The organism is Burkholderia pyrrocinia, assembly GCF_018417535.1.
Taxonomy (GTDB): Bacteria; Pseudomonadota; Gammaproteobacteria; order Burkholderiales; family Burkholderiaceae; genus Burkholderia; species Burkholderia pyrrocinia_E.
This window is the reverse complement of sequence record NZ_CP070977.1, coordinates 3,614,674-3,637,881: the sequence shown is the minus strand read 5'-3', so window position 1 is coordinate 3,637,881 and position 23,208 is coordinate 3,614,674. Positions and strand designations below refer to the sequence as shown.

The following is a 23,208-nucleotide window of genomic DNA, read 5'->3' as shown; positions in this document are numbered from 1 at the left end:
GGCGCGCCCCGGTATCGACCGCGACGCCCGGGCATCAGCGGCGGCGCCACGTGAGCCAGCGCTCGTGCCCTTCGAACACCGGCAGCGAGTCCGCGACGGGCAAATCCTCGATCAGTTCGAAGTGCGGCGCGAGCAGCGCGTCGAGTTCGGCACGCTCGATCCCGAACGGCGGGCCCTTCGGTTTCGCCATCAGGAAGAAATAGCCGGCCAGCAACCCGTCCGCCGGCAGCAGTTCGGCCATCCGCGCCGCATAGTCGGCGCGCAGGCTCGGCGGCAGCGCGCACAGGAACGCGCGCTCGTACACCCACTGCACGTCGAACGGCGGCCGGTATGCGAAGAAATCGGCCTGCTCGACGACGTCCGCATGCGCACCGAGCTGCGCCTTCGCGGTGGCCACCGCCTGCGCGGCGAAATCGATCGCACGCACGGGCCAGCCGGCCTGGGCAAGCCAGCCGGCCTCCTGCGCGCTGCCGCAGCCGGGGATCAGCACCGCGCACGACTCGAGCCGATGCGCGAACACGCGAAAGCCGTCCGGTACGCCGCCGAATTCCCACGGCGTCACGCCGCGCGCGAAACGCTCGTCCCAGAACGACGCGTTGCCGGGGTCTCGCGTCGCGAAATCGGCGGCCGTCGGCGCGGCCGGTTGCTTCGGATCGGACATCGCGCCGCTCCTTTCGGTCATGCGCCGTACGCGAGCGCGAGCAGCACGCGCGCGACGAGCGCCCCGACGCCGACGGCAAGACCGAAGATCAGCAGCGCCTGCAGCAGCCGGTTGGTACGTTTCTGTTCGACGAGGACCTGGCGCATCAGGTCCTCGCTCGCGGCGCGCGGCGCGTCATGGCGCGCCGCCATCGCGTGGTGGATCAGGCGCGGCAGTTGCGGCAGCGTCTTGCTCCACTGCGGCGCCTCGACCTTGAAGCGCTCGTACCAGCCGCGCAGGCCGATCTGCTCGGTCATCCAGCGCTCGAGGTACGGCTTCGCGGTCTTCCACAGGTCGAGTTCGGGGTCGAGCGAGCGGCCGAGCCCTTCGACGTTCAGCATCGTCTTCTGCAGCAGCACGAGTTGCGGCTGGATCTCGACGTTGAAGCGGCGCGACGTCGAGAACAGGCGCATCAGCACCTGGCCGAGCGAGATATCCTTCAGTGCACGGTCGAAATACGGTTCGCACACCGCGCGGATCGCGCTTTCGAGCTCCTCGACGCGCGTCTCGGGCGGCACCCAGCCCGATTCGAGGTGCAGCGTCGCGACGCGGTGGTAGTCGCGCTTGAAGAACGCGAGGAAGTTCTGCGCGAGGTAGTTCTTGTCGAAATCGGACAGCGCGCCGACGATCCCGAAATCGAGCGCGACGTAGCGACCGAACGTGTTCGGGTCGAGGCTCACCTGGATGTTGCCGGGGTGCATGTCCGCATGGAAGAAGCCGTCGCGGAACACCTGCGTGAAGAAGATCTCGACGCCTTCGCGCGCGAGCTTCTTGATGTCGACGCCCGCCGAGCGCAGCGTCTCGACCTGGCTGATCGGCACGCCGGTCATGCGCTCCATCACGAGCACCTGCGACGTCGAGAAATCCCAGAACATCTCGGGCACGAGCAGCAGGTCGAGGCCCGCGAAATTGCGGCGCAACTGGCTGCCGTTCGCGGCTTCGCGCATCAGGTCGAGCTCGTCGTGCAGGTACTTGTCGAATTCGGCGACAACCTCGCGCGGCTTCAGGCGCCGGCCGTCGGCCCACATCCGCTCGGTCCAGATCGCGATGTCGCGCATCAGCGCGAGATCCGAATCGATCACCGACAGCATGTTCGGGCGCAGCACCTTCACGGCGACGGCCTTGCCCGCGTGCACGCCCTGCTTGAGCTTCGCGAAATGCACCTGCGCGATCGACGCGCTCGCCACGGGCTCGCGCTCGAATTCGTCGAACAACTCGTCGACCGGCGCACCGAGCGACTTCTCGATGATCGCGATCGCGACCGCCGAATCGAACGGCGGCACCTGGTCCTGCAGCTTCGCGAGTTCGTTCGCGAAATCGACCGACAGCAGGTCGCGACGCGTCGACAGCACCTGGCCGAACTTCACGAAGATCGGGCCGAGGCTTTCGAGCGCACGACGCAGCCGCACGGCGGGCGGATCGGAATAGCGGCGGCCGATCGTCGTGATCCGCAGCAGCAGCTTCACGCGCCGGTCGTCGATCCGGGACAGCATCACTTCGTCGAGACCAAAGCGGATGACGGTGTAGACAATCTTGATGAAACGGAAAATGCGCATGCCCTGCGGCCCTCAGTGCGCGCCGCGCGGGCCGGAACCCGTGCGCGTGCCGATTTTTTGTTCGAGTCGCTCGACCCGCTTTTCGACCCGCGCGAGCGCATCGCGTGCGCGCGCCAGTTCGGCGTCGAAGCCTCCGAGCGCCGTGCGCCGGACGACTTGCGGGTTCTCGTCGAGCCAGTATTCGGCGACGGAATCGAGCACGTTGCGGCCCGTGCGTCGCGCGCGAGCGCCGGCATCGCGCACGACCGTCGCGATCCGGTACGCCGCCGCGTCGCCGACCAGCTTCGCAAGATCTTCTTCCGGTTCCCAGCGCAGGTGCTCGGCCAGCTTCGCGATCTGCGTCGCGAACTCTGCATCGCCCTCGATCTTCACGTGCTTCATCACGGCCGCCTGGCCGCCCTGCAGGAACGCGGCGACCGTGTCGCCCGCGAGTGCGATCGACACGTCGACCTGTTGCGCATCGTGCGCGTCGACAGCCGACAGATAGCCGTCCGGCTGCACCAGCAGCGTGAGCGTGACGGGGGATACGTCGATCCGGGCAGTCTTGCCCGCATACGGAATCAGGCGGTCGCGCGCCCACGATTCGCGCGCGAGCAGGTGATTGACAGCAGCAGCAAAAGGCTTGGCGGCAAAGGTCATCGGGCTGGGAAAGAAAAAACCCGCGCAGGCCGGGCGCCCACGCGGGTTTCTATTGTAACGTCGGATCGTCGGCAGACCGTGCCCGACCGTACACCCGGGCGGCAAGCGGTCGCAGTGCGGCGGCCGTCGCCCGGGCGTCCGGCGGCACGGGCCGCCGGTCACGCTCAGTGCGTGTTGAGTTGCTGGATGCCCGCGAGCAGCCAACCCTGACTGCCCGACTTCGACAGGTTCCACACTTCGTCGAACGGCGCGGCCGACGCATTCGCCGATTCGCGGATCAGGCCGTGGAAGCGCACGCTCGCCGACTGCTCGATGCCGCGATCCTCGATCGCGACCAGTTCCGCGTCGAGTTGCACGACGTCGGTCTGGTTCGACTCGTTGCCGCGCGAATCGAGGTCGATCTTGATCTCCGCGAACATTTCGGGCGTCGTGAACTCGCGGATGTCGGCCAGGTTGCCCTGGTCCCACGCGGCCTGCAGGCGCACGAAATAGACCTTCGAGCTGCGCAGGAACGCTTCGGTGTCGAAGCCGGCCGGCACCTGGAGCGGTGCGGCCGCAGCCGTCGCACCCGCTGCCGCGCCGGCAGCCGCGGCACCGCCGCCGAACACGCCCTGCGCTTCGTTCGCGTAGCTGCTGCCGCTGCCCGCATAGTTGCTGCCGGTGTTGCCCTGCTGGAACGACGGGCTTTGCGAGTAGCCGCCCGACGACGATGCCGAGCCGCCGACCGAATACGACGGCTCCTGCGTGCGACGGCGGTTCATGAACTTGCGCACCAGCCAGATGCCGACCATCGCGAGCAGCGCGATCACGATGATGTTCGACATCATGCCGGCGAATGCCTCGCCGAGGCCGAAGTGCGACAGCAGCGCCGCGATGCCGAGACCGGCCGCGAGGCCCGCGATCGGCCCGAGCCAGCGCGAGCGGTTGGGCTGCGCGGCCGGCGCGGGCGCGGCCGGATTGGCACGCTGCGCCTGCGACGGCGCGGCCTGCTGCATCGGCTGCTGCGCGGGCGGCGTGGCCTGGCGCTGCGTGACGGTGGAGTTCTGGCGGCCGATGCTGCGCCCGCCGCCCATGCGCTTGGCTTCGGCGTCGAGCGATGCGAACGTGCCGGCCGTGAGCAGGCCGACCATCAGCAGCGTGCCGACCCGTCGAGCCCACGGCTTCGACGGCTTGCTACGGTTGAACAACGAACGCGATTCGGACATCACTTTCTCCAGATGTAAGGCGAATGTATGGAAAGAACCCCTTAGTACTTGGTTCCCATGTGTAAAGCTACCACGCCACCTGACAAATTGTAATATTTGACGGCATCGAGGCCCGCTTGTTCCATCATCGTCTTCAGCGTGTCCTGATCGGGGTGCATCCGGATAGATTCGGCAAGATACCGGTAACTTTCAGCATCTTTCGCGAATTTGTCGCCAAGCCACGGTAATACTTTGAAAGAATACAGGTCGTACGCTTTTTTCAGCGGGTCCCAGACTTTCGAGAATTCCAGCACCATCACGCGGCCGCCGGGCTTCGTCACGCGGCGCATCTCGGCCAGCGCGGCGTCCTTGTGCGTCATGTTGCGCAGCCCGAACGCGACCGTGACGACATCGAAGTAGTTGTCCGGAAAGGGAATTTTCTCGGCGTCGCACAGCAGCGACGGCGTCACGATGCCCTTGTCGAGCAGCCGGTCGCGGCCGACGCGCAGCATCGATTCGTTGATGTCCGTGTGCCAGACCTCGCCCGTCGGCCCGGCCGCCTTCGCGAACGATTTGGTCAGGTCGCCGGTGCCGGCCGCGATATCGAGCACCTTGTAGCCGGGGCGCACGTTCGCCTGCGCGATCGTGAACGCCTTCCACGCGCGGTGCATGCCCGCCGACATCAGGTCGTTCATCAGATCGTAGTTGCTCGCGACCGAATGGAACACACCCGCCACTTTCTTCGCTTTTTCGTTTTCCTCGACGCTTTCGAAGCCGAAGTGGGTTTTGCTCATCGCGTTGATCCTCAGTAAATGGCAAGACGGCGCCGAGCGGGCGCCGTCGATTTCAGTGGCAGTGGCCGTGCGGCGCCGTGGCCGCCTGCATCGGGGCGTCGCGATCGACGCCCGCCGCCTTCAGTTTGTCGAAATAGTCGCGCCACAGCGCGTCCTGCTGCGTCGCCAGTTCGTACAGCAGGTCCCACGAGTAGATGCCGGTCGAATGGCCGTCGGAGAAGGTCGGTTGCAGCGCATAGTTGCCGACGCCTTCGAGCGCGGTGATCGTCACCTCGCGCTTGCCCGTCTGCAGCGTCTCCTGGCCGGGCCCGTGGCCGCGCACCTCGGCCGACGGCGAATAGACGCGCATCAGCTCGAACGGAATCCGGTAGCTGTCGCCGTTCGGGTACTGCAATTCGAGCACGCGCGATACCGCGTGCACGACGACGCCGGACGGAATCGGCGTCGTGGAAGTCAAACCGCTCATGGCTGCCTCGAATCGGTCGTTCGTTGAATTTCCTCGCGCACCGCATTGTGCAGCAGCGAGGCCTGCGCGGCGCGCGTGCGCAGCAGCGCCTCGGACACGCTGCGCTGGCGCGGCGCCCACACGGGCTGCGGGAAATGGGCGTCGTTCGAGAAGCGCGGGATCACGTGCCAGTGCACGTGCGGCACCATGTTGCCGAGGCTCGCGAGATTCACCTTGTTCGGCTGCATCACGCGGCGCACCGCCCGCTCGACCGCGTAGACCACGCGCATCAGGTGTGCCCGCTCGGGCTCGCCGAGATCGGAGAACTCGGCCATGTGCGCGCCCCAGATCACCCGGCAGAAGCCCGGGTAGTCGTGCTCGCCCGTCGCGAGGACGACGCGCAGCGCATCGTCCCGCCAGAGCAGCTCGCCGCCGTCTTCACGGCAAAACACGCATTCCATCGTCGCTCCCATGTGGACGGGCGCCCGCGCATCAGCGCCGGCGCCCGCTCTCATCCCAAGCCCGGTCGGGCGGTCGTCACGCCCGCATTAGACCAGCACGCGCTCGATCCCGCCATGGTTCGCACGTGCGACATAATCGGCCATCCAGTTCTCGCCGAGCACCTGGCGCGCGATCTCGACCACGATGTAGTCGGCCTCGATGTTCGCATCCTCGTTGTAGCGCGACAGGCCCTGCAGGCACGACGGGCAGCTCGTCAGAATCTTCACGTCCGGGCCGGCGTTCGCGGCCGGTGCCGGTGCGCTCGCGCCGCCGGCCACGACCGGGATGCTGCGCAGCTTCGCCGCGCCCTTGCGGATCTCCTCTTCCTTGCGGAAGCGGACCTGCGTCGACACGTCCGGGCGCGTCACCGCGAGCGTGCCCGATTCGCCGCAGCAACGGTCGTTCTTCTCGATCTTGTAGCCGTCCTTCTCCGAGCCCATCAGCTCGTTGACGAGCTTGATCGGATCCATCGTCTTGATCGGCGTATGGCACGGGTCGTGATACATGTAGCGCGTGCCCGTCACGCCGTCGAGCTTCATCCCCTTCTCGAGCAGGAACTCGTGGATGTCGATGATCCGGCAGCCGGGGAAGATCTTGTCGAATTCGTAGCCTGCGAGCTGGTCGTAGCAGGTGCCGCACGACACGACGACCGTCTTGATGTCGAGGTAGTTCAGCGTGTTCGCGACCCGGTGGAACAGCACGCGGTTGTCCGTGACGATCTTCTCGGCCTTGTCGTACTGCCCCGCGCCGCGCTGCGGATAGCCGCAGCACAGGTAGCCCGGCGGCAGCACGGTCTGCACGCCGGCTTCCCACAGCATCGCCTGCGTAGCCAGCCCGACCTGCGAGAACAGGCGCTCGGAGCCGCAGCCCGGGAAGTAGAACACCGCTTCCGAATCGACAGTCGTCGACTTCGGGTTGCGGATGATCGGCACGATCTTGTTGTCCTCGATGTCGAGCAACGCGCGCGCCGTCTTCTTCGGCAGGTTGCCCGGCATCTTCTTGTTGACGAAGTGGATCACCTGCTCGACGACCGGCGGCTTGCCGACGGTCGCCGGCGGGTGCTGCGTCTGCTTCGTCACGACCTTCTTCAGCATGTCGTTCGCGAAGCGCTGCACCTTGTAGCCGACGCCCATCATCACGCCGCGCGCGATGTTGATCGTCTGCGGATTGGTCGCGTTCAGGAAGAACATGCCCGCCGCATTGCCGGCGTTGAATTTCTTCTTGCCCATCTTGCGCAACAGGTTGCGCATGTTCATCGTGACGTCGCCGAAGTCGATCTTCACCGGGCACGGCGTCGCGCACTTGTGGCACACCGTGCAGTGGTCGGCCACGTCGTTGAACTCGTCCCAGTGCTTGATCGACACGCCGCGGCGCGTCTGTTCCTCGTACAGGAACGCCTCGACCAGCAGCGACGTCGCAAGGATCTTGTTGCGCGGGCTGTACAGCAGGTTCGCGCGCGGCACGTGCGTCGCGCACACCGGCTTGCACTTGCCGCAGCGCAGGCAGTCCTTCACCGAATCGGCGATCGCGCCGATGTCGGACTGCTGCATGATCAGCGACTCGTAGCCCATCAGCCCGAAGCTCGGCGTGTACGCGTTGCGAAGATCGGCGCCGTCGAGCAGCTTGCCCTTGTTGAAGCGGCCGTTCGGGTCGACGCGCTGCTTGTACGCGCGGAATTCGGCAATCTCGTCGTCGGTCAGGAACTCGAGCTTCGTGATGCCGATCCCGTGCTCGCCGGAGATCACGCCGTCGAGCGAGCGCGCGAGCTTCATGATGCGTGCAACCGACGCGTGCGCGTCCTGCAGCATCTCGTAGTTGTCGGAGTTGACCGGGATGTTCGTGTGGACGTTGCCGTCGCCGGCGTGCATGTGCAGCGCGACGAACACGCGGCCGCGCAGCACTTGCTTGTGGATCGCCTGCGCTTCGTCGAGGATCTGCTTGAACGCGCCGCCGTTGAAGATCGCGCGCAGCTCCGCGCGGATCTCCTGCTTCCACGAGATGCGCACCGTGCGGTCCTGCGTGATGTGGAACACGGTCGCGCCCGGCTGCTCGTCGGCACGATCCGCGAACTTCTCGGCCAGCGCCTCGTAGCCGAGCTGCACGAGGTAGTGCTGCGCCTCGCGCAGCGGCTGGTCGAGCCGGTCGCGCACGAATTCCCAGCGCGCGCGCACGCGCTTGAGCAGCTCCAGCGCCTGCTGGACACGGTCTTCGAGCAGCTCGGCGCTCGGGATCTCGTTCGCGTCGTCGGTCTTGCCGAGCGGCAGGTTGCCGCCGCGGAAGAACGCTTCCAGCGCGTCGACGAGCTGCAGCTTGTTCTTCAGCGACAGTTCGATGTTGATCCGCTCGATGCCGTCGGTGTACTCGCCCATCCGGTTCAGCGGGATGACGACGTCCTCGTTGATCTTGAACGCGTTCGTGTGCTTCGCGATCGCGGCCGTGCGGCTGCGGTCGAGCCAGAAGCGCTTGCGCGCCTCCGCGCTGACCGCGACGAAACCCTCGCCGCTCTTGCCGTTCGCCATCCGGATCACTTCGGACGTCGCGTGCGCGACCGCATCGGCATCGTCGCCGACGATGTCGCCGATCAGCACCATCTTCGGGAATGAATTGCGCTTGCTCTTGGTCGCGTAGCCGACCGCGCGCAGATAGCGCTCGTCGAGGTGTTCGAGGCCCGCGAGGATCGCGCCGCCCTGCTTCGACGTCTCGAACAGGTAATCCTTGATTTCGACGATGCTCGGGATCGCCTCGCGCGCCTGGCCGAAGAATTCGAGGCAGACGGTGCGCGTGTGCGCGGGCATCTTGTGCAGCACCCAGCGCGCGGACGTGATGAGCCCGTCGCAGCCTTCCTTCTGCACGCCCGGCAGGCCGGCGAGGAACTTGTCGGTCACGTCCTTGCCGAGCCCTTCCTTGCGAAAGCGCCGGCCTTCGATCTCGAGCATCTCGGTGCGCAGCAGCTTCTCGCCCGGCGCGTATGCGCCGTCGAACCACTTCAGCTCGAAGCGCGCGACCGCGATGTCGTGGATCTTGCCCTGGTTGTGCTCGTGGCGCGTGACTTCGAGCCAGTTGCCGTCCGGGTCGACCATCCGCCACCAGGCCAGGTTGTCGAGCGCGGTGCCCCACAGCACGGCCTTCTTGCCGCCCGCGTTCATCGCGACGTTGCCACCGATGCACGACGCGTCGAGCGACGTCGGATCGACCGCGAACACGTAGCCGGCCGCCTCGGCCGCCTCGGTCACGCGGCGCGTGACGACGCCCGCGCCGGAGAAGATCGTCGGCACCTTGTGCGCGACGCCCGGCAGCTCGGTCAGCTCGACCGCGCCGAGCTGTTCGAGCTTCTCGGTGTTGATCACCGCGGAGAACGGCGTGAGCGGCACCGCGCCGCCCGTGTAGCCGGTGCCGCCGCCGCGCGGGATCACGGTCAGGCCGAGCTCGAAGCAGGCCTTGATCAGTGCCGCGATCTCCGCTTCGGTGTCGGGCGTCAGCACGACGAACGGGTATTCGACACGCCAGTCGGTCGCGTCGGTGACGTGCGACACGCGCGACAGCCCGTCGAAGCGGATGTTGTCCTTCTGCGTGCAGCGGCCGAGCGCCTTGGTCGCGCGGCGGCGCAGGTCGGCCATTTTCGCGAATTCGTCGGCGAACTCGTTGACCGCACGCTGCGCGGCGGCTTCGAGCATCTCGACGCGCAACGCGCGCTCGCGGCCCGCGTCGTCGCGATGCGCGGTGAGATCCGCGCTGCGGCGCTTGCCGATCTCGGTCAGGCGGTGGTTCAGCGCCTCGATCAGCAGCGCGCTGCGCTTCGGGTTGTCGAGCAGGTCGTCCTGCAGGTACGGGTTGCGGCGCACGACCCAGATGTCGCCGAGCACTTCATACAGCATCCGTGCCGAGCGGCCCGTACGGCGCTCGGCGCGCAATTCGTCGAGCACCGACCACGCCTCTTCGCCGAGCAGGCGGATCACGATCTCGCGATCCGAGAAGGACGTGTAGTTGTAGGGAATCTCGCGCAACCGGGGCGCGGGATCGGCGGCGACGGCGGCGGCCGCGCCATTCGGATCGAAAACTTGTGGTGCGTTCATGTTCGGACGACTCGGAGGGCCGATACACCGTGCACGGGCGTCGGCAAGCGCGTGGGCGCAATCTTGGGGAAATCTGTTCTGTTACCAGGCGTGCGGCTGTCCTTCATGGGGCCGGAGCGGGTGTTGACTCACCCCTCCTGGCCGGCGACAGGGCCTGGCGGCACTCGGAACCATCAGCACGATCGCGCGCTGCGCGCATGCCGTTCCGCCGCGGGGCTGGCTGCGCGCGGCGTCGGCTTCAACGGGGCGATCCGAGGGTGCCTCTGCATCTTCCGATCCTTGATTCAAAACGGAATTCTAACCCATGATCGGGCCACGCGTGACACGCCGGACAGGTCGTGGGGCTATCGCCGCAAGCCGCGCCAGGCCTGGCTCGGCGCGGTTTCGTGCGATCATTCGCCGTCCGTCCGGTCGGTAACCGTGCGGTTAAACCGGTAAAAACGGGACGCCCGGCGTCGCGAACGCGCCGCCCGCGCGGCCCCGCGACCGTGCGCTCGGCATGCCGCTTGCATGCGGGCGGACCCTTGGCGCTATCATTGATGTTTTACCGTCTGCTTCCGCACTGCACGCGAGCGCCCATGGCATCCCACGATTACCTGAAGAAAATCCTCACCGCGCGCGTCTACGACGTCGCGATCGAGACGGAACTCGAACCCGCCCGCAACCTGTCGGCCCGGCTGCACAACCCCGTGTACCTGAAGCGCGAGGACAACCAGCCGGTGTTCTCGTTCAAGCTGCGCGGCGCGTACAACAAGATGGCGCACATTCCGGCGGACGCGCTTGCGCGCGGCGTGATTACCGCGTCGGCCGGCAACCACGCGCAGGGCGTCGCGTTCTCGGCGGCCCGGATGGGCGTCAAGGCGGTGATCGTCGTACCCGTCACGACGCCGCAGGTGAAAGTGGACGCGGTGCGTGCGCACGGCGGCCCGGGCGTCGAGGTGATCCAGGCCGGCGAGTCGTACAGCGACGCGTACGCGCATGCGGTCAAGGTGCAGGAAGAGCGCGGCCTCACGTTCGTCCACCCGTTCGACGATCCTTACGTGATCGCCGGCCAGGGCACCATCGCGATGGAGATCCTGCGCCAGCACCAGGGCCCGATCCACGCGATCTTCGTGCCGATCGGCGGCGGCGGTCTCGCGTCCGGCGTCGCCGCGTACGTGAAGGCCGTGCGCCCGGAGATCAAGGTGATCGGCGTGCAGGCCGAGGATTCGTGCGCGATGGCGCAATCGCTGAAGGCCGGCGAACGCGTCGAGCTGACCGAGGTCGGCCTGTTCGCGGACGGCACCGCGGTGAAGCTCGTCGGCGAGGAAACCTTCCGGCTGTGCCGCGAATACCTGGACGACGTCGTGACCGTCGACACCGACGCACTGTGCGCGGCGATCAAGGACGTGTTCCAGGATACCCGCAGCGTGCTCGAGCCGTCCGGCGCGCTCGCGGTCGCGGGCGCGAAGCTGTACGCGGAACGCGAAGGCATCGAAAACCAGGTGCTCGTCGCGGTCACGTCCGGCGCGAACATGAACTTCGACCGGATGCGCTTCGTCGCCGAGCGCGCGGAGGTCGGCGAGGCGCGCGAAGCCGTGTTCGCGGTCACGATCCCCGAGGAGCGCGGCAGCTTCAAGCGCTTTTGCTCGCTCGTCGGCGACCGCAACGTCACCGAGTTCAACTACCGGATCGCCGATGCGCAATCCGCGCACATCTTCGTCGGTGTGCAGATCCGCCGCCGCGGCGAATCGGCGGAAATCGCCGCGAACTTCGAGTCGCACGGCTTCAACACCGTCGACCTGACGCACGACGAGCTGTCGAAGGAACATATCCGCTACATGGTCGGCGGCCGCTCGCCGCTCGCGCTCGACGAGCGCCTGTTCCGCTTCGAATTCCCGGAGCGGCCGGGCGCGCTGATGAAGTTCCTGTCGTCGATGGCGCCGGACTGGAACATCAGCCTGTTCCACTACCGCAACCAGGGCGCCGACTACAGCTCGATCCTCGTCGGGCTGCAGGTGCCGCAGGCCGATCGTGCCGAATTCGAGCGCTTCCTCGCGGCACTCGGCTATCCGTATGTCGAAGAGAGCGCCAACCCGGCTTACCGCCTCTTCCTGTCGTAAAGGCGCCACGCAATGAATCCCGAACATTCCCCGCTCGGCAAGGCCACCGTCTACGCGGCCCGGTACGACGCGTCGCTGCTGTTCCCGATCCCGCGCGCCGGTGCGCGCGCGCAGCTCGGCATCACGTCGGCGCTGCCGTTCTTCGGCACCGACATCTGGAACGCGTACGAACTGTCGTGGCTCAACGCGCGCGGCAAGCCGCAGGTCGCGGTCGCGACCTTCTACGTGCCGGCCGAATCGCCGAACATCGTCGAATCGAAGTCGTTCAAGCTGTATCTCGGCTCGTTCGCGCAGTCGACGTTCGACTCGATCGATGCGGTGCGCGACACGCTGAAGCGCGACGTATCGGCCGCGTGCGGCGCGAGCGTCGCCGTGCAGCTCGTGTCGGCGCGCGATTTCGGCAAGCTCGAGATGGAAGAGCTCGACGGGCTGTCGCTCGACCGGCTCGACCTCGACACCGACGTGTACGAACCCGATCCGTCGCTGCTGTCGGCCGCCGAGGACGAAGCGCCGGTCGAGGAAACGCTCGTGTCCGACCTGCTGCGCTCGAACTGCCCGGTCACGGGCCAGCCCGACTGGGGCAGCGTGCAGATCCACTATGTCGGGCCGCAGATCGATCATGCCGGCCTGCTGCGCTACATCATCTCGTTCCGCAATCACACGGGCTTTCACGAGCAGTGCGTCGAGCGGATCTTCCTCGACATCCTGCATGCGTGCAAACCGGTGAAGCTCGCGGTGTATGCGCGCTATACGCGTCGCGGCGGGCTCGACATCAACCCGTTCCGCACGAACTACAACCAGCCGATGCCGGACAACGCGCGTACGGCGCGGCAGTAGATGAAGTGGAATGGGCGGGCATTCGTCGGCCCGCCAACACCCAATGCTTGCGGAAAAAGCATCTTGAAGACGTCAATCGATCCAGCCTGTCACGGCAGTGCGGCCAGTCGTGCGGCGTCCCATTTTCCTTCGACGGCCGCATGATGCAGCATCGCGAGCGTAATCGATTCTCGCTTGAAGTCGTGCGGCTTTCGAAGCACCCACCGCTGGAATAGCGAATAGAGCAAACCCTCGCCTTCCATCAAGAAGTACCGGTGGAAATCGAAATCTCCGGTGTCGACGGCGAAATGCTCAAAATAGCGCCCCATGAAGTCATTGGCTTCGTCGCCGGTTTGCCCCAGATCCTCCCACAGGCGCGTGCCGGCGGAGAGCGGCTTCGACGGACCGAGCCCCACCTCTGACCGGACAAACGCTTCGATCTGGTCCCAACTCACGTTTTCCATCAGAACACCTTATCCTCCGGCTTGACGAGGCCGTTGTATCTGGAGACGGTGCCGTGAACGATCCCGAACACGTCGCGTGCAAGTAGCGCCCAGCCCACGCCCGGAACGGCACGCCCGACGAACACGCTGAGCTTCCTGGTCAGGATGATTCGAAACGACTTGATACTTTGAAGCGTCACGGTTGGCAAAACCTTCCTGTTGAGCTGGTAGCGAAAAATCGAACGCGCCATCACGGATGCGACGGACGTCCCTTTCGTCGCGCCGCCGAATTTTTGCCGGGTCGGCAAAACGGGCCACCCGGCCAAAATAAGAACCACGGCTTCGACATCGTCGATCCCGACCCGTGCGCACGTCTCTTCCACGGCAACGAAAAAGAAAAGCTCGGCGGGCGTGAGATCCGAATGAACCCCGTAGCGGTATGTATTGCTCGTCATGATTCGACTTCACGAAATCGTTGATCGGAATGACGACCCTACACGGCAGTCCAGCTGATTTGCTCCATCGAGATTCATTGACGCCGTCGGCGTATTGTCCGGCCATCCCTGGCACCGCCGCCAGACGCGGCACATCGCGTCACGCTCGCGTCGCAAGGATTTCATTCAGAGCGTAAAAATTCGGCGGCCCTCACATCAATCGTGACCGGGCCTCCCACCGAATTATCGCAATTGCCGGGACGCCCGCCCCCACGGTGCCCAGCGCCGGCAACACAGCTATTGCGCCATAACGCAACGAGGCCGGCGCACACCAATGCACCGGCCTCGTCATCCAACAATGCGCGCTCGTACGTTACTTCGCCGGCGCCTTGTACGCGATGCAGTCCACCTCGACCTTGCAGTCGATGACCATGCTCGACTGCACGCACGCGCGCGCCGGCGGATGCTCGCCGAAGTACGAGACGAACACCTTGTTGAACGACGCGAAATCGCGCGCGTCGTCGAGCCACACGCCGCAGCGCACGACGTGCTCGAGGCCGTAACCGGCTTCCTTCAGGATCGCGATCACGTTCTCGATCGTCTGCTTCGACTGCGTGACGATCCCGCCTTCGACGACCTCGCCGTTGACCATCGGCGTCTGGCCCGACACGTACAGCCAGCCGTCGGCCTCGACCGCGCGTGCAAACGGCATCACCTGGCCGCCGGTACCCTTCGCTTCGCCTACGCCATATCGCTTCATCGTTTCACTCCTTGTTTTGTCGACCCGGGCAGGCGCTTCAGCACTGACCCGGATCCCATGCAACGCACGGTTGCGGATGCGCGCGCCTGCAGCGGCACACGCGGAAGACCGGAATAACCGCCGCGCTCAGAACGCGGCGTCGGCGCCCGCCGGCACGCGTTCGCCGCGTGCGACGAAGCCGCCGGCGCGCTCGCCGGTCGGCTGGCCGTTCTCGTAGGTCAGCACGCCGTTCACCCACACGGCATCGATCCCGTGCGCGGGCTGCTGCGGCTTCTCGAACGTCGCGGCGTCGATCACGCGCGCCGGATCGAACAGCACGAGATCCGCGTGGTAGCCGACATGCACCTCGCCGCGCCGCGCAATCCCGTAGCGGCGCGCGGACAGCGATGTCATCTTGCGGATCGCCTCCTCGAGCGGCAGCAGGTTCGTGTCGCGCACGTAATGGCCGAGCACGCGCGGAAATGCACCCCACAGCCGCGGGTGCGGCAGCGGATCGTTCGGCAGCCCGTCCGAGCCGACCATCGTCGCGGGGTGCGACAGGATCCGGCGCACGTCGTCCTCTGACATGTTGTGGTACACGGCGCCGGCCGGGCGGATGCGCTGCGCGGCTTCCTGCTCGGTCACGCCCCAGTCGGCCGCGATCGCCTTCAGCAGCTTGCCCGCGACTTCCGGGTGCGGCTCGGACCACGTGATCGTGATGTCGATGTCGCCCGTCACCTGCTTCAGGTCGAGCGTCGACGAGCTGCGGCTGTACGGATAGCAGTCGCAGCCGACCGGCTGGTAGCGGCGCGCACCTTCGAGCGACGCGAGCACCTCGGTGCTGCGCCCCCAGTTCGACGGGCCCGCGCACTTCAGGTGCGAGATCACGACCGGCACCTGCGCATGGCGGCCGACGCGATACGCCTCGTCCATCGCATCGAGGATCGCGTCGAACTCGGTGCGCATGTGCGTCGTATACAGCGCGCCCGCGTTTGCGAGCGGCTCGGCGAGCGCCATCACTTCCTCGGTCGGCGCCGCGAACGCGGAACCGTACGCAAGGCCCGACGACAATCCGAGTGCGCCGTTCGCGAGCGCCTCCTCGAGCTGCGCGCGCATCCCCGCGATCTCGCCGTCGGTCGCCGCGCGGTCGAGGCGGTCCATCTGGTTGTTGCGCAGCGCCGTGTGGCCGACGAGCGCCGCGACGTTCACGGCCGGACGCGCATCGTTCACGGCTGCGACGTAGTCGGCGAAGGTCGGGTACTGGAATGCGCCGCGCTCGCCGAGCAGGTTCATCGGGTCGGGCGGATCGCCAGCGAGCGTCACCGGCGACGCGCTGATCCCGCAGTTGCCGACGATCACGGTCGTCACGCCCTGCGAGATCTTCGGCAGCATCTGCGGCGCGCGGATCACGTGCGTGTCGTCGTGCGTATGCACGTCGACGAAACCCGGCGCGAGCGCGCGGCCGTTCGCATCGACGACGGTCTCGGCGAGCCAGTTCGACAGGTTGCCGATCGCCGCGATCACGCCGTTACGGATCGCGACGTCGCGCGTGACGGGCGGTGTGCCAGTGCCGTCGTAAAGCTGCGCGCCGACGATCAGCGTATCGGCGGCTTCGGGATGCGAATGCATGGTCAGTCTCCTACCGGTTGACGGTCTCCGCCGCCGCGATGCGCATCGAGCGCATGCTTGATGCGGCGCAGCGATTCTCGGCCCGCATCGCCGAGCCGCAGCGCGACTCCGGTGACGAGCACGTCGATCGCCATCATCATCGCGTAGCGCGACGTCGACGGCTTGTAAATAAAATCGGTTTCGAACGCGACGACCGGGATCAGGTGGTCGGCGAGCTTCGCGAGCGGCGAAGCCGGCGCGGTGATCGCGATCAGCTTCGCGCCGTAGCGCTTCGCGAGCCGGCAGCTCTCGAGCAACTCGGGCACGCGCCCGCTCACCGACAACGCGACGACGACCGCGTCGCGCGACAGCGTCGCGGACACCATCCGCTGCAGCAGGCTGTCCTGGTAACTCGCGACCGGCCGGCCGAAGCGCACGAGCCGGAAGCGCAGCTCGTCGGCCAGCGCGGTCGAGCCGCCGCCCTGCCCGTACACGTAGATCATCTTTGCGCCGGCGAGCAGGTCGGCCGCCGCGTCGAACGACGTGTTGCGCAGCAGTTGATGGTTGTGGGCGAGCGCCACGCGGATCTCGTCGTAGACGACCGACGCGGGGCTCGCGTCGTCGGCCGGCGCACCGTCGGACGGCACCAGAAAGCGCTGGCCGACGGCCGCCGCCTGCGCGACGAGCACCTTCAGTTCGCGCACGTCACGGCAGCCGACGGCCTTCGCGAAGCGCGTGACCGTCGCGACGCTGACCTCCGCGTCGCGCGCGAGCGCGCCGATGCTCGCATGCGCGGCGCGCGCGAGATCGGCGAGGATGAACGCGGCGACCTTGCGCTCGGCTTCGCGCAGCTCGGGCGCGCATTCGGCGATCCGCGCGACGATGTCGAGGACCGGCGGGGCAACCGGAGCCGGATGAAGCTCGGCCGCGAGCGGAGCGGACGGGGTGACGGGCGTATTCATCTGCGGGAAAGGTTGCGAAGCTTGATGTTACTAAATAACATCACCGCGCCGATGCTACTTTCTGTACCATCGGCATGTCAACTTCAGTGCAATATATAGTGATGATGGAGCGGGATGACATGAAAGTTACAAACTATCAGGAAGCGACGATCGATCCTTTCGGCAAGGGCCTGGGCAACTTGCCGAGCGCCAGCGTGCCGCTCGGCGACGCGGGCCGGCTCGAGTGGAACCTGCTCGCGGAAGACGTCAGCCTGCCGGCCGCCGTGCTTTACGAGGACCGCATCGAACACAACCTGAACTGGATGCAGGCGTTCGTCCAGCAGTATGGCGTCAAGTTTGCGCCGCACGGCAAGACGACGATGGCGCCGCAACTGTTCCGCCGCCAGCTCGACGCCGGCGCATGGGGCATCACGCTCGCGACCGCGCACCAGACGCAGGCCGCGTATCACGGCGGCGTGCGGCGCGTGCTGCTCGCGAACCAGCTCGTCGGCCGCCAGAACATGACGATCATCGCCGGGCTGCTGTCCGATCCCGACTTCGAATTCTTCTGCCTCGTCGATTCCGCCGAGAGCGTCGACCAGCTCGGCCGCTTCTTCGGCGACGCGAAGAAAACGCTGAACGTGCTGCTCGAGCTCGGCGTGCCGGGCGGCCGCGCGGGCGTGCGCGATGCCGCGCAACGCGAGGCCGTGCTCGCCGCGCTCGCGCGCTATCCGGACACGCTGAAGCTGGCCGGCATCGAGCTCTACGAAGGCGTGCTGAAGGAGGAAGGCGAGATCCGCGCGTTCCTGCAGGACGCGGTCGCGCTCACGCGCGAGCTGTCCGACGCGGGCCGCTTCGCGCGCACCCCGGCGATCCTGTCCGGCGCCGGTTCGGCGTGGTACGACGTGGTTGCGGAAGAATTCGCGAAGGCGTCCGAAGCCGGTTTCGCGGAAGTCGTGCTGCGCCCGGGCTGCTACCTGACGCACGATGTCGGCATCTACAAGAAGGCGCAGACCGACGTGTTCGCGCGCAACCCGATCGCACGCACGATGGGCGAAGGGCTACTGCCCGCGCTGCAACTGTGGGCCTACGTGCAGTCGGTGCCGGAAGCCGACCGTGCGATCGTCGCGCTCGGCAAGCGCGACGCGGCGTTCGACGCGGGCCTGCCCGAGCCGGCGCGCCACTTCCGCCCGGGCCGCGACACCGCGCCGCGCGACGTCGCCGCTACCGAAGGCTGGGCCGTGACCGGGATGATGGACCAGCACGCGTACCTGCAGATCCCGCCGGGCGCGGACGTGAAGGTCGGCGACATGGTCGCGTTCGACATCTCGCACCCGTGCCTGACGTTCGACAAGTGGCGCCAGGTGCTCGTGCTCGATCCGCAGTTCCGCGTGACGGAAGTGGTCGAAACGTTCTTCTGACGCACGTTGCGCGCGCCCCGCCGCTCGCGCGGGGCGGCCGTCACGCGCGCTTCAATCTGCCGGAGTACACTGCGCTTTCGTCCCCGGGGCCCCTCGAGGCCGTTGCGCACGGCGCGAACGGGCCCTCAACGCTGCTTCACTGGAGAAAGCCATGGCCGCGAAGAAGATCCTGTTCCTGACCGGCGATTTCGCCGAAGACTACGAAACGATGGTGCCATTCCAGGCGCTGCAGGCCGTCGGCCACCACGTCGATGCAGTCTGCCCGGGCAAGCGCGCGGGCGACAAGATCAAGACCGCGATCCACGATTTCGAGGGCGACCAGACCTACACCGAGAAGCCCGGCCACCAGTTCACGCTGAACGCGGCGTTCGACGATGTCGACGCATCGCGCTACGACGCGCTCGCGATCGCGGGCGGCCGTGCGCCCGAATACCTGCGACTCGACCCGAAGGTGATTTCGCTCGTGCGCGAGTTCGCCGCGGCCGGCAAGCCGATCGCCGCGATCTGCCACGCGGCGCAACTGCTCGCGGCCGCCGACGTGATCCGCGGCAAGCGCATCTCGGCCTACCCGGCCTGCGCGCCCGAGGTGAAGCTCGCGGGCGGCGAATACGCGGACATCCCGGTCGATGCGGCCGTGACCGACGCGCCGTTCGTCACCGCGCCCGCGTGGCCCGCGCATCCGGCATGGCTCGCGCAGTTCCTCGCGTTGCTGGGAACGCGCATCGAGCTGTGAACCTGAAGTGAATTGAGATGAAATGAAGCGCCGGCCGGCGGCGGGAATTCGTGCCCGCTTGCCGGTCGCGATCGATCGCGGGCGCGACGCACGCGCCTGCCCGCGCCGTGCTTCAGCGCACGACCGGCGTCGAACCGACGTCCGCGATCCGCGATTCCAGCATCGCCAGCGCGCCCGACAGCGAATTCAGCACGTCGTCCGGCAACTGCGCCATCGTCTGTTCGAGAAACGCCTTGCGGCGCGGCAGGCATGCATCGAACGCGGCACGGCCATCGTCCGTCAGCGTCACATTGGTCACGCGGTTGTCGCGTGCGTCGGATTCGCGCTCGATCCAGCCGAGCGCGTCGAGCGATTTCAACTGGCGCGTGAGCGCGCCCGGATCGATGCGCAGCACTTCGACCAGCTTCTTCTGCGACGAATGCCCGCCCATCGTGTGCAACGCGACCATGATGCGCCAGCGCGGCATCGGTTGCCCGACGTGCGCTTCGAACGCGGTCATGAACGCGCGATACGTGCGTCCGAATTGCTGCAAGATCGCGACGCGGTCCTGTTCTTCCATGCGCTGATTTCGTTTCCGGTAAATCGTTGAATCGTTCAATCGGCCGCGACGTGCGGCTCGATCTTGTGCCGCAGCGCAATCGGCGGCACGCGGCGGCACTGCCACACCGACACCACGGCGACGACGGCCGCCATCGCGACGCCCAGGTGAATCGCGCTGACGAGCGATTCGCGGGCCGCTTCCAGCAGCAGCGCGCCATTATGCCCGGCACGCGTCAGCTCCGCGACGAGACCGCCCTGCGCCGCGCGGTCGATCAGGATCTGCGGATCGGCGAGCTGCGCATGCCACTGCATCGCATGGTCGGCCGCGAGTGCATTGCGCACGCCGCCCGAATACATCTGGTTGACGAGCGTGCCCGTCAGCGCGGTGCCGATCATCCCGCCGACCATCCGCAGCGACTGCAGCAGCGCCGTCGCGATGCCGAGGTGCTCGCGGCCGGCCGCCTGCTGCGCGAACACGGTGAGGTTCGGCAGCACGAAGCCGAGACCGATGCCGCCGGCAACCATCAGCGCCATCAGCATCCAGGTCGGCGTCGTGTGCGTCGACACGACGATGCCCGCGCACGCGATCGCGAACAGCACGAAGCCGACGTGCAGCATCGCGTTCGGATTGCGGATGCGCGTGACGACGCGGCCGTTCATGATGCTGCCGATCGTGATGAACACGACGAGCGGCGTGATCACGAGCCCGGCCGCCTTCGGCGACATCCCGAAGCCGCCCTGGAACAGCAGCGGCGCGTAGAACAGCAGCGAGAACATCGAGAAGCCGGCGAGGATCGCGAGCACGAACAGCGCCGACAGCGCGCGGTTGCCGAACATGTCGAACGGCAGAATCGGCTGCGCGCAGCGCTTTTCCCAGTGCCACAGGCCGACGCCGGCCCCGACCGCGACGACGAGCAGCAGCGACGCCCAGCTCGCGACGCCGTACTTCGGCAGCCATTCGACGAACAATTGCAGCGCGCCGAGCGACAGCGCGATCAGCAGCGCGCCCGGCCAGTCGAGCCGCATCTTGCGATCGTGCTCGACGTGGCGCAGGTGCGGCAGGTAGCGCCACACGAACAGCAGCGACAGCAGGCCGACCGGCAGGTTCACGTAGAACACCGAGCGCCAGCCGAACGACTGGGTCAGCACGCCGCCGAGCGACGGACCGACCGCGTTCGCGATGCCGAAGGCCGAGCTCATCAGCACCTGCCAGCGCAGCCGCACGACGGAATCGGGGAACAGGTCGGGAATGCACGCGAACGCGGTGCCGACCAGCATCCCGCCGCCGATCCCCTGCAGCCCGCGCGCGAGCACGAGGCTCAGCATGTCGTTGGCCATCCCGCACAGCACGGACGCGCCGGTAAACACGACGATCGACACGATCACGAACGGCTTGCGGCCGTAATAATCACCGAGGCGGCCGAAGATCGGCACCGTGATCACGGAACTGAGCAGGTACGAGGTCGCGACCCACGCGTACAGGTCGAAACCCCTGAGCTCGGCGACGATGGTCGGCAGCGCGGTGCCGACGACGGTCTGGTCGAGCGCGACGAGCATGGTGACGAACGAGATCCCGATCATCGCGAGCAGCGATTCGCGGAACGGCAAGACTTGCCCGCTCGAATGGTGGGCGGCAGTATGGACGGCCATTTTTTGTTGATGCAACTTTTGACGAGTCAAACAATCTCAAAATTCTAGCATGCCGGAGTAATCTAGGCTGCCGACGGGCAACCCGCTCCCGACCACCAAGGAGAAAGATGGAACCGATTTCAATCACCCCCGCGACGACGCTGTCGCAGGAGGATCGGGACGCGCTGCGGCGCGCGAAGCAGGTGCTGGAAAGCCCGTCGCTGACGATGAAGCTGACGGGCGTGCTCGGCGCACCGGTCGAGAAGATGATCGCGCGGCTGCCCGATTTCGCGACCGGCAAGATCAACGATGCGACGCAACTCGCGCTGCGCAAGTGCCTGAACATCGCGCTGCGCACGCTCGGCAAGCCGCAGGCGCCGGACGCCGAACCCGAGAAACCCAGCAACCTGCTGCACAAGCTCGCGGTCGCGACGACCGGCGCGGCGGGCGGCGCATTCGGCTTTCTCGCGCTGCCGGTCGAGCTGCCGGTCACGACCACGCTGATCTTCCGCTCGGTGTGCGACATCGCACGCAGCGAGGGCGAGGACCTGGCATCGGTGGATACGCAGTTGCAATGCCTGGCCGTGCTCGGCATGGGCGGCAACCCGGACAAGCAGGAAGAGGACGCCGATCTCGGCTATTTCGTGCTGCGCGGCGCGCTCGCACAGGCGATCTCGAAGGCGTCGTCGGACATCACGACGAAAGGCATCGCCGCGCACAGCTCGGCGGCCGTGTTCAAGCTCGTGCAGACGGTGGCATCGCGCTTCTCGGTGCAGGTGACCGAGCAGATGGCCGCAAAGTCGATCCCGGCGATCGGCGCCGTGCTCGGCGCGACCGTCAACACGCTGTTCATCGATCACTTCCAGCAGATGGCGCACGGCCACTTCACCGTACGCCGGCTCGAGCGCAAGTACGGCGCGGTAGCCGTCAAGGCCGCCTATCAGGCGATCGACGCCTCGCCGACGCGCTGAACCGCGCGTTCTACCGCGACGCGGCGCAGGAACGCAGCCGCGCGGTCGAGCGCATCGCGCGCTTCCGGCACCATCGGCACATAGAGCTGCCACACGTGCGGCACGTCCGGCCACACCTCGATCTCCACCGGCACGCCGGCCGCCTTCGCCTTCTCGGCGACGCGGCGCGAATCGTCGAGCAGCACCTCGGTACTGCCGACCTGGATATACAGCGGCGGCAGGCCCGCGAAATCCGCATAGAACGGCGATGCGTACGGATCCGTCGCCGGCGCGTCGCCGAGGTACAGCTTCGCGGCCTTCGGCAGCGCCGCGCCGGCGAACATCGGATCGGCACCGTCGTTCGTGCGCAACGAATCGCCGGTGGCCGCGAGATCGGTCCACGGCGAGAACAGGATCGCGCCGGCCGGCAACGGCTCGCCGCGGTCGCGCAGCGCGACGAGCGTTGCGAGCGCGAGGCCGCCGCCCGCCGAATCGCCGCCGAGCACGATCGACTCGGGCGGCGTGCCGAGCGCCAGCAGTTGCCGGTACGCGGCCAGCGCATCGTCGAGCGCGGCCGGGAAGCGGTTTTCCGGTGCGAGCCGGTAGTCGAGCGAGAACGAGCGCGCGCCCGCGCGCTTCGTCAGGCCGAACACGAGCGGCCGGTGGGTTCTCGTCGAACAGAAGTAATAGCCGCCGCCGTGGAAGTACAGCAGCGTGCGGCCGGGCCCGCGACCCGCGCCCGCGTCGGTGCGTTCGAGCCATTCGCCGCGCAGCGGCGCGTCGCCCGCGCCGTAGCACTGCCGCAGCCGATAGCCCGACGGCGCGCGGCGCGGCACGACCATCCGCAGGTCGGTAAAGCGCCGCGCGCGGGCAGGATCGAGCACCTCGCGCGTGGTCTCGGGACGGAACTGCCAGCGCAGCAGCCAGCAGGCGAACTTGCTTTGCCAACTCATCGGACGC

General features: G+C 67.0%; 21 protein-coding genes. 5 read left to right on the top strand and 16 right to left on the bottom strand.

What is annotated here, in order from left to right:
- Positions 1–34: 34 nt before the first annotated feature.
- The 8 genes from JYG32_RS16910 to JYG32_RS16875 form a co-directional block, all read right to left on the bottom strand.
- Entirely contained in the window at positions 35–661 is a 627-nt protein-coding gene (locus tag JYG32_RS16910) for an SAM-dependent methyltransferase (RefSeq protein WP_213264160.1), read from the bottom strand.
- A gap of 17 nt (positions 662–678) precedes the next feature.
- Positions 679–2,256, bottom strand: a complete 1,578-nt coding sequence (gene ubiB, locus JYG32_RS16905) for a ubiquinone biosynthesis regulatory protein kinase UbiB (RefSeq protein WP_174381547.1) — start codon at positions 2,254–2,256, stop codon at positions 679–681.
- A 12-nt stretch (positions 2,257–2,268) separates the two neighbouring features.
- The gene (locus tag JYG32_RS16900) at positions 2,269–2,895 is read right to left on the bottom strand and encodes a ubiquinone biosynthesis accessory factor UbiJ (protein ID WP_174381546.1); all 627 of its coding nucleotides are present in this window, start codon (positions 2,893–2,895) and stop codon (positions 2,269–2,271) included.
- 164 nt (positions 2,896–3,059) lie between these two features.
- Positions 3,060–4,100, bottom strand: a complete 1,041-nt coding sequence (locus JYG32_RS16895) for a Tim44 domain-containing protein (RefSeq protein ID WP_174381545.1) — start codon at positions 4,098–4,100, stop codon at positions 3,060–3,062.
- A 41-nt stretch (positions 4,101–4,141) separates the two neighbouring features.
- Positions 4,142–4,873, bottom strand: a complete 732-nt coding sequence (ubiE, locus tag JYG32_RS16890) for a bifunctional demethylmenaquinone methyltransferase/2-methoxy-6-polyprenyl-1,4-benzoquinol methylase UbiE (protein WP_174381544.1) — start codon at positions 4,871–4,873, stop codon at positions 4,142–4,144.
- A gap of 52 nt (positions 4,874–4,925) precedes the next feature.
- Entirely contained in the window at positions 4,926–5,339 is a 414-nt protein-coding gene (locus tag JYG32_RS16885) for a gamma-butyrobetaine hydroxylase-like domain-containing protein (RefSeq protein ID WP_174381543.1), read from the bottom strand.
- The gene (locus JYG32_RS16880) at positions 5,336–5,779 is read right to left on the bottom strand and encodes an HIT family protein (RefSeq protein ID WP_174381542.1); all 444 of its coding nucleotides are present in this window, start codon (positions 5,777–5,779) and stop codon (positions 5,336–5,338) included. Before JYG32_RS16880 ends, JYG32_RS16885 begins: the two co-directional genes overlap by 4 nt.
- Before the next feature lie 87 nt (positions 5,780–5,866).
- A complete protein-coding gene (locus JYG32_RS16875; RefSeq protein ID WP_213264159.1) occupies positions 5,867–9,892 on the bottom strand; it encodes a DUF3683 domain-containing protein in 4,026 nt (1,341 codons plus the stop codon).
- Between the two features lie 578 nt (positions 9,893–10,470).
- On the opposite strand from JYG32_RS16875, the gene ilvA reads away from it, so the two are divergent.
- Both ilvA and queF read left to right on the top strand, forming a co-directional pair.
- Positions 10,471–11,994, top strand: a complete 1,524-nt coding sequence (gene ilvA / locus JYG32_RS16870; RefSeq protein WP_174383277.1) for a threonine ammonia-lyase, biosynthetic — start codon at positions 10,471–10,473, stop codon at positions 11,992–11,994.
- A 12-nt stretch (positions 11,995–12,006) separates the two neighbouring features.
- Positions 12,007–12,831, top strand: a complete 825-nt coding sequence (gene queF / locus JYG32_RS16865) for an NADPH-dependent 7-cyano-7-deazaguanine reductase QueF (RefSeq protein ID WP_174383278.1) — start codon at positions 12,007–12,009, stop codon at positions 12,829–12,831.
- Between the two features lie 89 nt (positions 12,832–12,920).
- On the opposite strand, the gene JYG32_RS16860 is transcribed toward queF, so the two are convergent.
- The 5 genes from JYG32_RS16860 to JYG32_RS16840 all read right to left on the bottom strand — a co-directional run bounded on the left by JYG32_RS16860 (position 12,921) and on the right by JYG32_RS16840 (position 16,996).
- Complete coding sequence (locus JYG32_RS16860) at positions 12,921–13,274, bottom strand: DUF1493 family protein (RefSeq protein ID WP_213264158.1); 354 nt, start codon at positions 13,272–13,274, stop codon at positions 12,921–12,923.
- Complete coding sequence (locus tag JYG32_RS16855; RefSeq protein WP_213264157.1) at positions 13,274–13,708, bottom strand: STM2901 family protein; 435 nt, start codon at positions 13,706–13,708, stop codon at positions 13,274–13,276. Before JYG32_RS16855 ends, JYG32_RS16860 begins: the two co-directional genes overlap by 1 nt.
- A 352-nt stretch (positions 13,709–14,060) precedes the next feature.
- Positions 14,061–14,447 (bottom strand): RidA family protein, encoded by a 387-nt coding sequence (locus tag JYG32_RS16850; RefSeq protein ID WP_006751946.1) that lies wholly within the window; start codon positions 14,445–14,447, stop codon positions 14,061–14,063.
- Positions 14,448–14,573: 126 nt separating this feature from the next.
- Positions 14,574–16,055 (bottom strand): N-acyl-D-amino-acid deacylase family protein, encoded by a 1,482-nt coding sequence (locus JYG32_RS16845; protein ID WP_213264156.1) that lies wholly within the window; start codon positions 16,053–16,055, stop codon positions 14,574–14,576.
- A gap of 2 nt (positions 16,056–16,057) precedes the next feature.
- A complete protein-coding gene (locus JYG32_RS16840; protein ID WP_213264155.1) occupies positions 16,058–16,996 on the bottom strand; it encodes a MurR/RpiR family transcriptional regulator in 939 nt (312 codons plus the stop codon).
- Positions 16,997–17,115: 119 nt separating this feature from the next.
- Between JYG32_RS16840 and JYG32_RS16835 the strand changes: the two genes are divergently transcribed.
- Positions 17,116–18,396: an amino acid deaminase gene (locus JYG32_RS16835; protein WP_213264154.1), complete on the top strand. Its 1,281-nt coding sequence runs from the start codon at positions 17,116–17,118 to the stop codon at positions 18,394–18,396.
- Between the two features lie 151 nt (positions 18,397–18,547).
- Entirely contained in the window at positions 18,548–19,129 is a 582-nt protein-coding gene (locus tag JYG32_RS16830; RefSeq protein WP_034179017.1) for a DJ-1/PfpI family protein, read from the top strand.
- A gap of 112 nt (positions 19,130–19,241) precedes the next feature.
- Here the strand turns inward: JYG32_RS16830 and JYG32_RS16825 are convergent, their stop codons facing one another.
- The gene (locus tag JYG32_RS16825) at positions 19,242–19,688 is read right to left on the bottom strand and encodes a MarR family winged helix-turn-helix transcriptional regulator (RefSeq protein WP_213264153.1); all 447 of its coding nucleotides are present in this window, start codon (positions 19,686–19,688) and stop codon (positions 19,242–19,244) included.
- Positions 19,689–19,723: 35 nt separating this feature from the next.
- Complete coding sequence (locus JYG32_RS16820) at positions 19,724–21,319, bottom strand: MDR family MFS transporter (protein WP_213264152.1); 1,596 nt, start codon at positions 21,317–21,319, stop codon at positions 19,724–19,726.
- A 107-nt stretch (positions 21,320–21,426) separates the two neighbouring features.
- On the opposite strand from JYG32_RS16820, the gene JYG32_RS16815 reads away from it, so the two are divergent.
- Positions 21,427–22,269, top strand: coding sequence for an EcsC family protein (locus JYG32_RS16815; protein WP_174383285.1), 843 nt, complete (start codon positions 21,427–21,429; stop codon positions 22,267–22,269).
- On the opposite strand, the gene JYG32_RS16810 is transcribed toward JYG32_RS16815, so the two are convergent.
- Positions 22,239–23,201: an alpha/beta hydrolase gene (locus tag JYG32_RS16810; RefSeq protein ID WP_213264151.1), complete on the bottom strand. Its 963-nt coding sequence runs from the start codon at positions 23,199–23,201 to the stop codon at positions 22,239–22,241. The genes JYG32_RS16815 and JYG32_RS16810 overlap by 31 nt on opposite strands.
- Positions 23,202–23,208: the final 7 nt, after the last annotated feature.

Bases quoted from the DNA above. Each gene is read 5' to 3' on its own strand.
- JYG32_RS16910 (WP_213264160.1), bottom strand. From the start codon at position 661: ATGTCCGATCCGAAGCAACCGGCCGCGCCGACGGCCGCCGATTTCGCG.
- ubiB (WP_174381547.1), bottom strand. From the start codon at position 2,256: ATGCGCATTTTCCGTTTCATCAAGATTGTCTACACCGTCATCCGCTTT.
- JYG32_RS16900 (WP_174381546.1), bottom strand. From the start codon at position 2,895: ATGACCTTTGCCGCCAAGCCTTTTGCTGCTGCTGTCAATCACCTGCTC.
- JYG32_RS16895 (WP_174381545.1), bottom strand. From the start codon at position 4,100: ATGTCCGAATCGCGTTCGTTGTTCAACCGTAGCAAGCCGTCGAAGCCG.
- ubiE (WP_174381544.1), bottom strand. From the start codon at position 4,873: ATGAGCAAAACCCACTTCGGCTTCGAAAGCGTCGAGGAAAACGAAAAA.
- JYG32_RS16885 (WP_174381543.1), bottom strand. From the start codon at position 5,339: ATGAGCGGTTTGACTTCCACGACGCCGATTCCGTCCGGCGTCGTCGTG.
- JYG32_RS16880 (WP_174381542.1), bottom strand. From the start codon at position 5,779: ATGGAATGCGTGTTTTGCCGTGAAGACGGCGGCGAGCTGCTCTGGCGG.
- JYG32_RS16875 (WP_213264159.1), bottom strand. From the start codon at position 9,892: ATGAACGCACCACAAGTTTTCGATCCGAATGGCGCGGCCGCCGCCGTC.
- ilvA (WP_174383277.1), top strand. From the start codon at position 10,471: ATGGCATCCCACGATTACCTGAAGAAAATCCTCACCGCGCGCGTCTAC.
- queF (WP_174383278.1), top strand. From the start codon at position 12,007: ATGAATCCCGAACATTCCCCGCTCGGCAAGGCCACCGTCTACGCGGCC.
- JYG32_RS16860 (WP_213264158.1), bottom strand. From the start codon at position 13,274: ATGGAAAACGTGAGTTGGGACCAGATCGAAGCGTTTGTCCGGTCAGAG.
- JYG32_RS16855 (WP_213264157.1), bottom strand. From the start codon at position 13,708: ATGACGAGCAATACATACCGCTACGGGGTTCATTCGGATCTCACGCCC.
- JYG32_RS16850 (WP_006751946.1), bottom strand. From the start codon at position 14,447: ATGAAGCGATATGGCGTAGGCGAAGCGAAGGGTACCGGCGGCCAGGTG.
- JYG32_RS16845 (WP_213264156.1), bottom strand. From the start codon at position 16,055: ATGCATTCGCATCCCGAAGCCGCCGATACGCTGATCGTCGGCGCGCAG.
- JYG32_RS16840 (WP_213264155.1), bottom strand. From the start codon at position 16,996: ATGAATACGCCCGTCACCCCGTCCGCTCCGCTCGCGGCCGAGCTTCAT.
- JYG32_RS16835 (WP_213264154.1), top strand. From the start codon at position 17,116: ATGAAAGTTACAAACTATCAGGAAGCGACGATCGATCCTTTCGGCAAG.
- JYG32_RS16830 (WP_034179017.1), top strand. From the start codon at position 18,548: ATGGCCGCGAAGAAGATCCTGTTCCTGACCGGCGATTTCGCCGAAGAC.
- JYG32_RS16825 (WP_213264153.1), bottom strand. From the start codon at position 19,688: ATGGAAGAACAGGACCGCGTCGCGATCTTGCAGCAATTCGGACGCACG.
- JYG32_RS16820 (WP_213264152.1), bottom strand. From the start codon at position 21,319: ATGGCCGTCCATACTGCCGCCCACCATTCGAGCGGGCAAGTCTTGCCG.
- JYG32_RS16815 (WP_174383285.1), top strand. From the start codon at position 21,427: ATGGAACCGATTTCAATCACCCCCGCGACGACGCTGTCGCAGGAGGAT.
- JYG32_RS16810 (WP_213264151.1), bottom strand. From the start codon at position 23,201: ATGAGTTGGCAAAGCAAGTTCGCCTGCTGGCTGCTGCGCTGGCAGTTC.